General features: G+C 44.0%; 12 protein-coding genes. 2 read left to right on the forward strand and 10 right to left on the reverse strand.

Annotated features, from left to right (window positions below; genetic code table 11):
* Window positions 1-16: 16 nt before the first annotated feature.
* The 10 genes from ftsH to QZZ35_RS01980 form a co-directional block, all read right to left on the reverse strand.
* Window positions 17-1,834: an ATP-dependent zinc metalloprotease FtsH gene (gene ftsH, locus QZZ35_RS01940; protein ID WP_291235915.1), complete on the reverse strand. Its 1,818-nt coding sequence runs from the start codon at window positions 1,832-1,834 to the stop codon at window positions 17-19.
* Between the two features lie 11 nt (window positions 1,835-1,845).
* Entirely contained in the window at window positions 1,846-2,373 is a 528-nt protein-coding gene (gene hpt / locus QZZ35_RS01945) for a hypoxanthine phosphoribosyltransferase (protein ID WP_291235112.1), read from the reverse strand.
* Window positions 2,306-3,778 (reverse strand): tRNA lysidine(34) synthetase TilS, encoded by a 1,473-nt coding sequence (tilS, locus tag QZZ35_RS01950; protein ID WP_291235916.1) that lies wholly within the window; start codon window positions 3,776-3,778, stop codon window positions 2,306-2,308. The genes hpt and tilS overlap by 68 nt, the downstream gene beginning before the upstream one ends.
* 35 nt (window positions 3,779-3,813) lie before the next feature.
* Window positions 3,814-5,691, reverse strand: a complete 1,878-nt coding sequence (locus tag QZZ35_RS01955) for a SpoIIE family protein phosphatase (RefSeq protein WP_291235917.1) — start codon at window positions 5,689-5,691, stop codon at window positions 3,814-3,816.
* A gap of 97 nt (window positions 5,692-5,788) precedes the next feature.
* A complete protein-coding gene (locus QZZ35_RS01960) occupies window positions 5,789-6,100 on the reverse strand; it encodes an FtsB family cell division protein (protein WP_291235918.1) in 312 nt (103 codons plus the stop codon).
* Between the two features lie 86 nt (window positions 6,101-6,186).
* Window positions 6,187-6,561, reverse strand: a complete 375-nt coding sequence (gene yabQ, locus QZZ35_RS11680; RefSeq protein WP_442899869.1) for a spore cortex biosynthesis protein YabQ — start codon at window positions 6,559-6,561, stop codon at window positions 6,187-6,189.
* 3 nt (window positions 6,562-6,564) lie between these two features.
* On the reverse strand, window positions 6,565-6,849 hold the full coding sequence (gene yabP / locus QZZ35_RS01965) for a sporulation protein YabP (RefSeq protein ID WP_291235919.1): 285 nt from the start codon (window positions 6,847-6,849) through the stop codon (window positions 6,565-6,567).
* Window positions 6,850-6,988: 139 nt separating this feature from the next.
* Entirely contained in the window at window positions 6,989-7,228 is a 240-nt protein-coding gene (locus QZZ35_RS01970; protein ID WP_291235920.1) for an RNA-binding S4 domain-containing protein, read from the reverse strand.
* A 4-nt stretch (window positions 7,229-7,232) separates the two neighbouring features.
* The gene (locus tag QZZ35_RS01975) at window positions 7,233-7,511 is read right to left on the reverse strand and encodes an HU family DNA-binding protein (RefSeq protein ID WP_291235105.1); all 279 of its coding nucleotides are present in this window, start codon (window positions 7,509-7,511) and stop codon (window positions 7,233-7,235) included.
* 120 nt (window positions 7,512-7,631) lie between these two features.
* On the reverse strand, window positions 7,632-9,461 hold the full coding sequence (locus QZZ35_RS01980) for a serine hydrolase domain-containing protein (protein WP_291235921.1): 1,830 nt from the start codon (window positions 9,459-9,461) through the stop codon (window positions 7,632-7,634).
* A gap of 179 nt (window positions 9,462-9,640) precedes the next feature.
* Between QZZ35_RS01980 and larC the strand changes: the two genes are divergently transcribed.
* Both larC and larE read left to right on the forward strand, forming a co-directional pair.
* Window positions 9,641-11,140: a nickel pincer cofactor biosynthesis protein LarC gene (gene larC, locus QZZ35_RS01985; protein ID WP_291235922.1), complete on the forward strand. Its 1,500-nt coding sequence runs from the start codon at window positions 9,641-9,643 to the stop codon at window positions 11,138-11,140.
* The gene (larE, locus tag QZZ35_RS01990; RefSeq protein WP_291235923.1) at window positions 11,137-11,943 is read left to right on the forward strand and encodes an ATP-dependent sacrificial sulfur transferase LarE; all 807 of its coding nucleotides are present in this window, start codon (window positions 11,137-11,139) and stop codon (window positions 11,941-11,943) included. The genes larC and larE overlap by 4 nt, the downstream gene beginning before the upstream one ends.
* Window positions 11,944-12,023: the final 80 nt, after the last annotated feature.

The following is a 12,023-nucleotide window of genomic DNA, read 5'->3' on the forward strand; positions in this document are numbered from 1 at the left end:
TCGCCTTTCTCTATAATTAATTGTCGAACAATGCTTCGAACTCTTCTCTGCCAATCTTCTCTTTTTCAAGAAGCAGATTCGCACACCGCTCCAGCACATCCCGATTATCCGTGATGATCTGGCGGGCCTGCATATGGCACTCGTCAACAATACGTTTCACTTCCTGATCGATGATGGATGCAATATTCTCGCCGTAGGATTTGGTATGCGCTAAATCTCTTCCGATAAACACTTCATCACCATCACCATCGTAATTGATTAAACCTACTGCATCAGACATACCATACTGAGTCACCATCGCCCGGGCTGTCCGTGTAGCCGATTTAATATCCTGTGACGCACCTGTCGTAATATCATCAAAAATAAGCTCCTCTGCCACGCGTCCGCCGAGAGCAACCGTGATATCCTGAAGCATACGTCCTTTCGTATAAAACATCTCATCCTTTTCAGGCAGCGGCATCGTATAGCCAGCCGCACCCACACCTGTAGGAATAATCGACACGGAATATACCGGTCCCACATCCGGAAGGAGATGGAATAAAATCGCATGTCCCGATTCATGATATGCCGTAATGCGTTTTTCTTTATCCGAAATAACACGACTGCGTTTTTCAGCACCGATTCCAACCTTGACAAACGCTCTCTGGATATCGGACTGAATAATATAAGCACGGCGCTCCTTCGCCGCCATGATGGCTGCTTCATTCATCAGATTCTCCAGATCTGCTCCCGTAAATCCGGCTGTTGTCTGAGCGATCTGATCCAAATCCACATCATCTCCCAAAGGTTTTCCCTTTGTATGAACATCCAGAATCTCTCTTCTTCCTTTGACATCCGGACGTCCGATACCAACCTTACGGTCAAAACGTCCCGGTCTGAGAATTGCGGGATCCAAAATATCTACACGATTGGTTGCGGCCATTACGATGATACCCTGATTCACACCAAAACCATCCATCTCAACAAGAAGCTGATTCAGTGTCTGCTCTCTCTCATCATGTCCGCCGCCCATACCGGTACCTCTGCGTCTTGCAACCGCATCAATCTCATCAATAAACACAATACAAGGTGCATGCTTTTTGGCATCTTCAAACAGATCTCGTACTCGGGATGCGCCGACACCGACAAACATCTCCACAAAATCGGATCCGGAAATACTGAAAAACGGCACTCCCGCCTCTCCTGCAACCGCCTTGGCAAGCAATGTTTTTCCGGTTCCCGGAGGTCCTACAAGAATGACACCTTTAGGAATACGGGCGCCAAGATCCGTATAGCGTCCCGGATTCTTCAGAAAATCAACAACTTCCTGAAGTTCTTCCTTCTCCTCCTCAAGTCCGGCCACCTGTTTAAAAGTAGTTGCTTTTGAAGACGGATCCGACATTCTTGCACGGCTCTTGCCGAAATTCGCCATCTTAGAGTTTGCTCCACTCTGCTGACTGTTGACAAACACAAGAAATACAACGAAAATAACAGCTGCTAACACCAGTTCGCCGCCATTCTTATCCAGCCACGACTCTCTCTGGGCATCTGTGACCATCCAGTTCATCATATTCTGGTCAACAAGCATATCTCTTACTTCGTTAATATCAGATACATAACAGCGTTCTTTAGAGCCATCCTTCCATTCCACTTCAACAGCACCTGTAGGCACCTCGCTGTTCGGGATGATCACAACCCGTTCTATATCCTTCGACTTTTCATTAATATCCTGAATAAACTCAGGATAGGTATAGCCTCCTGCCCGCTCAAGCAGCAGTCCGTCCGATAAAATGACCGCAACCACAAGACACAGCAGAATGCCAACCCAGAAACCAATACCTTTTCTTCGCTCCAACGGACATCCTCCTATTCATCAAGTACGACAGCACCGATAAATGGCAGATTACGATATTTCTGAGCATAATCCAATCCATAGCCCACTACAAATTCATCCGGAATTGTAAAACCGGTGTAATCCACATGAACATCTGCCACACGGCGATCCGGCTTGTCCAGAAGGGTACAGATACGAATATCTTTTGGCTGTCTCTTATATAAAATCTCCACCAGATAATGAAGTGTGTTTCCTGAATCGATAATATCCTCGACAATCAGTACATTCTTTCCTTCCAGAGGTTCATCCAGGTCTTTAATGATTCTTACTGCACCTGATGACGCTGTTCCGTTTCCATAACTTGATACCGAAAGAAAGTCCATAGACACAGGAACTGAAATACGTTTCGCAAGTTCACACATAAAAAATACTCCGCCTTTCAGCACACAGATAAGATGTACCTCTTTTCCCGCATAATCTCTGCTGATCTGCTCACCCAGTTCGCGTATCCGGGCATCCACTTCTTCCTCCGGCAATAACACTTTGATATTGTCTTCCATCGCTCTTTTCTCCTTTTATCCTGGCAACAAGCACTCTTTTTGTTGCTGCTGTCACCTTATAATTATCGCTGATCCGATGTCCCATGATCCATAAAACATGAGGTCCATCTGCCAGCAAAAGTATCTGTTCCCGCTCCTCACGGGGAATCTTTTCGTCGATCATCCACCGTTTAAGGAGCTTTTTATGTCCCTGCCCATCCAAAGTAATAAAATCACCATTTTCTCTGGTCCGAATCGAGAGACTATTTTCTATTTTATCATAATCAAACCATTTCGTATACCGATTTACAGGAATTTCTTCATTTTTAAAATTTTCTTTTACCAAAAGTTCCACTTCCGCAGATGTTCCCGGAATCCCATAAATCCCCGGCGCTTCCACATCCATACAGATCACATGATCAAGCTGCTGCTCATTCATGGTGTCCTTTTTTATGGTGATGCCTTCATAGGTCCTGACAGCCTGTATCTGATAAGGAAGATGGCATCTCCGCCCAACATGTTTATCAAAAAGCTTTCGAATCATCTCCACATGTTCCCGGTCCACATCTTTTAACTTCCCGGCAACCACACCAATAGAACGCCGCAGTACCTCCCGCTGTATGACCACATCCAGTTTTTTAAAGCTCTCGCCATGTATGGCACACACCAGATTTTTCCCAACCGAAACACACTGATCAAAAGCCGCCTCTGCCTGCCGGTCCAGATACAGGGAAATATCTCTCATAAGCCCTGCCATCTCCTGTATATGCTGCCCCGCTGACGGATTAATATGCTCTTCCACATAAGGAAGAATATTATGCCGTATCTTATTGCGTGTATAAGCATCCGTCAGGTTTGTTTCATCTGTTCGCCAGGAAAGTCCTTTCCTCTGAAGATAATTCTCAATCTCGGCACGGCTTACACAGAGCAGCGGACGAATGATCACATCCCGAACAGGCGGTATTCCGGTAAGCCCCTTGATCCCCGTTCCCCGGAACATATTAAACAGTATCGTCTCGCACACATCTTCTCTCTGATGTGCAACGGCAATCTTTTCCCCATCCACTTCCCGGCGTACTTTCTCAAAACATTGGTAACGATAATAGCGGCCGGCTTCTTCCTCGGACATGCCTTCTTTACGTGCAAAACGCTTCAGATCCACATGAAAACTGTAACATGGTATAGACTTGTCCTTGCATGTTTTTTCCACAAAAGACTGATCCTGGTCCGCAGCTTTTCCACGAAGTCCATGGTTCACGTGCACAACTACCAAATCATAATGAAAATACCCGGCAAGTTCAGACAGTATCGTAAGCAATCCAAGCGAATCTGCCCCGCCGGATACCCCGACAACAATCTTCTCACCTGCTTGTGCCATATGATGTTCCTGCATATACTCATTGACTTTTTCAACCAGATAATCCATCTTCCATGCTCCTTTTCTATAATCAACATCTGTCATCATAACACAGATACAACTTTCTTACAAACACTGCACACAAGCACCGTCATATCATCCGGCTGCACTTCTCCCGGCATGTCCAGTGCCTCATTTAAAATTTCAGCCGCCATGGCATTTGGATTTGTTATTTCCATATCTGAGAGAAGATCACAAATCGTCTCACTGCCATGCCTGAAACGGTTAACGACACCATCTGTTACCATCACGATCACATCGGAATCAAACAGATTCCGGCTGACACCTTCACAATCCATCTCCGGGAAAACGCCCATCGGCAGTGACCCGGAAGTCACACACTCCACTTTATTTCCCCTTTTTATAAATGTTGACGATGCGCCGATTTTTATAAATTCGCAAATACCCGTATAGAGATCGATCACACTCAGATCCATCGATGAAAACAGCTGTCTGTCTCCATGCATCATCATCATCGAATTGATCATTCTGAGAGCGGAACGCCTTGCAAATCCTGTATCTACCATTTGCTCCAGAAGATTGATCATCATCTCACTTTCTTCTTTTGCCTTTTCGCCGCTTCCCATGCCATCCGACAAAGACATAAGAACCTGTCCCGAATCCAGATAAATAAACGCATAGCTGTCACCACAGACCGGTTCGCCGTCCCTGGCCCTTCTGGCAACCCCCTGGATCAGGCGATACCGTGTATCTTCCACCAGTTCAAAGGTCACATACTTTTTCCCTATAAATCCCGGGCTGTCCTTTTCAGGAACAAATCTCTGTCCCGCTGCCCTGCTGACGATCTCTGCCAGCGCTTTTGCCGTAAGTCCCGGACCCTTTCTCATCTTGACAAGCATATAGATCTTTTGCCGTCGTCCCTGACTTCCCTCATCCGTTACAGTGACTCTTTTTATACGAACTCTGTTTTTTTCCAATTCATGTATAATTAATTCTGAAAGTTTTTGAGAAGCTTCCTTTCGCTCGCACAGTTCCGTGGAGAGATCCTCAATAATCTCGGCAATCTCACCCATCTGTCCGGCAAATGCCAGTCTATTTTCATTCAGACGATTCTGCCATCTCAAATTCATGCTGGCCATCTGCATGACCCGGTTTGTTTCCTTCAAAAAAGCATCAATATTTATACAACGGCGCCGAAAACCTGACGGCACCTCCCTTCGTCCCACCTGCCCCTGCTCTGAAAATGCACATAAAAGATTATAAGCAGCGTGGGATGTATCATAATACTCTTTTTCCCAGCAATGTTCGCGCCGTCCGCATTGTGCACACATACGCTCTGTCACTTCCGAAAAGGCCTGCGCCATCTCTTCATCAGACAGTTTTTCCTTTTCCGGCATATCCTGTTTCATTATATGTGACAGTTTTCGAAAAGATGTGGACATATCGTCAAGCCGGCAGCGAATAAAACGCGCTTCATCTTCTCTGTCATCATCCGGAAGCTGTCTGGGCATATTTTTTAAAAACACATTCATGACTGCGTAAAACAAAAGAAATGCTGCAGCTCCTATGACAGCTTCCAATGTGGATATCCGCATCTGCCGGACAAAATTTTCCGTTGAAATCCCGCCGGCCAGACCGTAGCCCACGCCCGCAGATAAAATTAAAAGACTTAACATCAGTAGCATCTCCTGCTGGCTGACCCAAGCCTTCTTCCATTCCAGTATATAAGTTATAAGCATTATGCCGATGAGTATTCCCAAATATTTAAGCAGCATTCTCTCCGGAATTCCGGCCGCCATACCGATCAGACTCACCACCGGAAGCATACTGCGATGCTCCGGCCACATATAAGCGGCACCAAACCAGGCGATTCCCAGAGGATTCATCATACCGGCTATCGGCTGCTGCGCAAACCCGCACAGCAAAATAACCATCCACTGCCGAATATGGATTCTTCTCATTCATCTATCCCTCCCACAAGTGTCTGCCCTCGGACAATAACATCCTATGTTTCTGGGACATGCTTATTGCTTACAATTCTTCGACAATACTTCGCATCTATTCTCGATTCTTCTTAAAGACGATATCATTCGAACCTGCCAGGCCAAGCTTCTCCCGAGCCAGTTCTTTATAATATTCTTCTGAATTCATATAATTTTGTTTTTCTTCCAAAGCCGTCTTCAATTCGGTCTGCTCATCAATCTGAACCTGAAGCTGATTCACAGATGCCTGTGCTTCAGTTAATTTGTTCTTCAGCTGTACACTATTATATATAAGAACAATGCAAAAAATGCAGACAACACAGGCAATAACTGCCATGCCGCTGCGATTATGCCGTTTCCTTCTCTGTTTTCTTACTTTTTGCGCCATATATCTTCACCTTAAATCCTGATAAAAAATGCTAAACTGACATTTATGTTTTTTATTTTACCTGTTTCTGTAAAATATTTCAATGCTTATCCGCATATTTTCCGCCTGATTTTTTTTATTATCGAAAAAAGTACGAAAAACAGATGTATCACAGGCCGAAGCAGCCGATAGGCCAGTTCGACCCATACCGGACTGATTGTTTTCTGATAAAAAACACACCCGACAATCATACCGGCAATCGTATAACTTCGGATTTCGCCCCGGTTATAGGTGAATAAGAGGTAAAATAAAACCACAGTCATGCAGATCCAATAGACAATATCCTGTATATTCATCTGTCTCAGTGAGTGGTGAATCAGACGGCGCCAGATTCTTAATCCATCATAGATGAAACACATCCCGACACCCCAGAAGGCAGAAAAAAAGAAAAAATAGAACTGATTTTGAACTTCTGCACTCATATGTCATTTAAAAAGACGCCCAAATCCTTTTGGGGAACTTTTTTGAAATTTCTGGCTGTTCGAATAAATAAGGCTGTCTGCATGACCATCAATATGAACCTCTCCCTTTTCCAGAGTTAAATGATTAACATGAAGATCCTCACCCCGGATCATGAGGAGTCCTTCCTCTGTATCCACAACAATCTCATTTGTATCAAAAGAAATCACATCAACAACACCTGTCATCTGAATAGTGTTTCGGTTAGAGACGATCAGTCTGTGGTTATTTCCCCCCAGTCTCTCCTCCATAAAAAAACCTCCCCTTATATTTAAATGAGCTGCCCTACAAATGAGCTCATCTAAATATATGGAAAGGTTTATTATAATATTCCGCTAACCGTTCTACAGATCCCTCTGATCATTCCTTGCCGCTTCACAGGAAAAAACCTTATAAATACCGGAACAGTTCTTTGGCTTCCTCTTTACGCACTGTCTCCGCAACATCCAGTACTTCAACCTTTACGTTGCGGGTTCCAAAGCCAATCTCAATAACATCTCCGGTTTTAACTGCCGTTCCTGCTTTCGCCACTTTGCCGTTAATCAAGACTCTGCCTGCGTCGCATGCCTCGTTGGCAACTGTACGCCTCTTGATTAATCGGGACACCTTTAAAAACTTGTCTAACCGCATAGGATTATTTTTCGTTTACAAGATCTTTTAAAGCTTTTCCTGCTTTAAATTTAGGAGTTGTGGAAGCTGCAATCTGCATAACCTCACCAGTCTGAGGATTTCTTCCTGTTCTCTCAGGTCTTTCGCTTACTTCGAATGTTCCAAAGCCAACTAACTGAACTTTTTCACCTTTCTTTAATTCTTCGCCAACAATATCTACAAAAGCTTTTAAAGCTTTTTCTGCATCTTTTTTGGATAATTCTGCCTGTTCCGCCATAGCTGCGATTAATTCTGTTTTGTTCATTATAATACTCCTCCTTAAAATTCCAACATCTTAAACATAGTCAAATCTATTTATAAACGTTTCCGCCCCATTTGTCAAGGTATTTTCACCATTTACGTTCAAAAATGGGCCTTCCCGGCACTATAGCTGCTCTTCCCCTGAATTCACCTGTAATTTCACTTCTGCCCACACTTTTTGGCGCGTGATCCGTCCCATTTCTCTGCGGGCAAATTTAAGATCCGATACACGTTTTACCGGGGCCAGAGCTCTGAGGCCTCGCACCGGTATGAGCACATCCAACCCGGATATAACATCTTCAATCTCAGGACGCTCTTCAAATTTTACAAGAAGTTTCTCTTCCCTAAAGCAAAATTTTATAATTTCTGTACTGGTCGTTTCCACATAAGAAAGCATGACATACAACAAATCTCTTCCATCTTCATCCTCCCGGAACACAGCTCGGCTTCCCACTTTATAATATTCACCGTTTAACTCGATCTCACTGTATAAAGGTCCATCAAATCCAATCCGGATTCTGTGTACACATGTACCTTCACGAGTTTCCAGCCACAGCACAGCTTCACGAATAACAAAGCGAAACGCCTTCATCCCTGTACTGTAATTATTGTGCATCATTTGTAACATTAAAGGTATCACGCTGGCTGTATTTTCTTCCATTTCATAGATTTTATTCAGAAGGCTTTCCATTCTTCCCGGAATATCCCCCTCGATCCGCTTATAGTCAGGTATTCGATTTCTCATTACGACCCATCGTCCTTTAAAACGTCCTTTTTTCTGAAAAATTCTTTGCTGTCTCGGACCAAAGTTCATAAAAGACAGCTGTTCGAGAAAATGTTTTAATTGCTTGTGAGCATTTTCATCCGGAAGAAGAGGATAATTGCTGATCGGACAATCATCGCCCCCAAAGTATTTCATAATAATATCCATCGTCCGACTCTCAGGAAACATGGTCCGGCTTCCTCCTGTAGTGGCAATGACCATATCCAGATCCGGAAGGATCACCACATTCTGCCCGAACATACCATTAAACTGATAAGAACCGGGACGCTTGCACATCCAGAACTGATACCCGTAGCCGTATCGGTTCATCTCTTCCGGTGTGTCTATCTGTTTTCTTACTGCCTCTTCAAACCATTCCCGAGGCACAAGCTGCTGTCCTTTCCAGCACCCCTCATTTAAACATAAAATTCCCAGCTTAACCATATCTTCAATCCACAGATTTAATCCCCATCCGCCTTTATTGGCTCCCTGCGGACTTTCTTCCCAATAAAGATCATAAATGCCCATAGGATGGAACAGTTTTTCATTTAAATAATCCAACAGCTTCATCCCCGTCTGCTCCTGAATAATCGCAGAAAGCATATACGTATTTGTGCTGTTATATGCAAAACCTTTTCCCGGATCAAAGACTTCAAAAGAGTTCATAAACCCCTGGATCCAATCCTCCTCCGTCACCGTTCCCAATTCATTAAATGTAACGCCGGTGCTCATCGTAAGAAGCTCCCGCACAGTAATATCATTTTTCTTAAAAGCGTCGGGCCATCGATTTTCTTCCGGAAAAATATCATGAAGTGAATCCTCTATTGAAAAATATCCCTCATGAATGGCAATGCCTGCCGCAAGACTCGTAATGCTTTTACAAAGTGAATGGGAAATATGCCATATGTCCTCTCTGTAAGGCTTAAATCCGGCAGATGCAATCACTTTTCCATGTCTTGCGATCATAATACAATGGGATGCTATCTCCGGCTCCGACATGTCTTTGAAAAATTTCTCCAGCCATCCGGAAGGAACACCTTCCGCCTCAGGAAGAGACCGTTCTAAAGGCTGAGGATTGTTCCTTATTTCCGGCATCTTTGGTTTTTGAGGTTCATACAGCTTCTGCGGTATCTTTTCTCGTTTTCCCTGTATAAAATTCGTAATAAATTCCAATGATTTTATAGGAGACATTAACCATCCCACCTTCCTTTTTCTGCCACTTTTCCTATATAAAACTATTGTAATCCAGCATTCATTCTTCTGTCAATTTCCTGTTTCTGGCAGCCACCGGGAGTGGCTGTTAAGTTGCCCAAAATACATTTTTGTGATATATTTATCCCATGAAATTCAAAACTAAAGGGGTAATTATTATGTGTAACAAAGTTTTATATCTGGAATGTTATTCGGGAATAAGCGGTGATATGACCGTCGCTTCTCTGATTGATCTCGGTGTCGATCCATCTGTTTTAAAATCCGCTCTGGACAGTTTAGATCTGAAAGGATATAACGTAGAAATATCCCGGGTCAACAAGGCTGGAATCGATGCCTGTGACTTTAATGTTATTTTAGACGCCGAACATGAAAATCATGATCACGATATGGAATATCTGCATGGAACGCCACATCACGAACACCATCATGATCATGAACACGAACATCATCATCATGATCATGAACACAAACATGGTCATCACCACCATCATCATGAACATCGAAATCTCGAAAGCATCCAATCCATTATAAACAGCAGTCAGATTAGCCGACGCGCCAAAATCACAGCTTTAAAGATTTTTCAGGTTATTGCAGAAGCTGAGTCTAAGGCTCATAATAAGCCGATAAACGAAGTCCATTTTCATGAAGTCGGTGCCATTGATTCGATTATTGATATCGTTGCCGTAGCTGTCTGCATGGATGAACTGAATATTAAAGATGTCATTATCTCTGAACTTTATGAAGGTCAGGGTACGGTCCGCTGCCAGCATGGAATTCTTCCGATTCCTGTACCTGCTGTCTCAAACATTATATCCGCTTATAATCTTCCGATACATATTATGAACATACATGGGGAATTTGTTACACCGACCGGTGCTGCCATTGCCGCTGCCCTGCGCACAAAGGAACATCTGCCGGAACACTTCCGTGTTCTTAAAACCGGTATCGGTGCCGGCAAACGCGAATATGAAAAGGCCAGTCTTCTCCGTGCTATGCTCATCGAAGATCTGGACGAAAAACCATCTCAAAAACCAGAAGAAAAAGAAAGACATCCCGTCTTTGAAATCACTGTAAAAAAAGAAGCACTGCCAACAGCTTTTAAAGCAAAAGATAAAGATATCGGTTTTTCCAAACGTGAAGTTGATCTGGAACCTATATGGAAAATAGAAACAAATCTGGATGACTGCAGTGCAGAAACGATTGCATTTGCCTTTGACCAGTTATTTGAAGCCGGTGCACAGGATGTATACACCATGCCGATTTACATGAAGAAAAATCGTCCGGCAACGATGCTGACCGTCCTTTGCCGTGAGTCGCTTATCGAAAAAATGGAAGATATTATTTTCACGCACACAACAACCATCGGTCTCCGGAAATATCCTGTAGAGCGCACGATTCTTCCACGTGAAATCCGCTCCATCGACACACCTTGGGGTAAAGCCAAAGTCAAATACGCCACATGGAAAGGACGTATTTATGCTTATCCGGAAAATGATGATGTGGCATCCATTGCAAAAAAACATCAGCTCAGCTTCCCTGAAGTATATGCTATGATCAAAGCAATTGCCTATGATCCATCTATTCTTCACACAAAGGACCTGTCTGAACGCAAAGCAATTGAATACAAAAAGACATCACCTGAAGGAGAAAATAAATGAAACAACTTGTAGACCTGCTGATACCTCATGCACAGGAAGGTATCTGTCTGGCTTTTTCCGGCGGCGTGGACAGCAGCGTTTTACTGGCTGCAGCCTGCCGGGCCGTCCAGGAGGCTCATTCAGACAAACCTGTATTGGCTATTACCTTTGCTACCCGCCTTCATCCGCATAATGACACCGCCGAGGCTCAAAAACTTGCAGAAAACCTTGGTGCTCGGCATCAGATCATCGAAGTCGACGAATTTTCCGATCAACGTATCCTGATGAATCCAAAAAATCGATGCTACCTGTGTAAATCTCTGCTTTTCAAATCTTTACTTCAGGCAGGAGAAAACGCCGGGTACCACTATTTTTGTGAAGGTTCAAATCTGGATGATACAAAGGTCTATCGTCCGGGTCTTCAGGCTGTACGTGAAGCCGGCGTCCACAGTCCGCTTATCGACTGTGAACTGACAAAAGCCCAGATCCGCCGTCTGGCATCGGAAGCAGGACTTTCCACAGCTTCCAAGCCATCCACACCTTGCATGGCTACCCGTCTTCCCTACGATACGCCTTTCGACTATCCACTTCTCGACCGTATCAACAGAGGAGAAACTTTGATTCGAGACCTTGGATTTTATAATGTAAGACTGCGTTTCCACAATCCGATTCTTCGCATCGAAGTCGATACAAAAGACTTTACACGCTTCATAGAACACCGTGAAACAATTATAAAAGCCATGAAAGATCTTGGATTTCTATACATCACCCTGGATCTTGAAGGTTTCCGCTCCGGAAGTATGGATGAGGGACAGGTTCATTGACTCATAGAGTCAATGAACCTGTCCCCCACATTCGCCTTCCGTTCCTCTGAGAATTCCCAATCCATGTCCCAGATGAGGAA

It is taken from the genome of Frisingicoccus sp., assembly GCA_016298055.1.
Classification (GTDB): domain Bacteria; phylum Bacillota; class Clostridia; order Lachnospirales; family Lachnospiraceae; genus Frisingicoccus.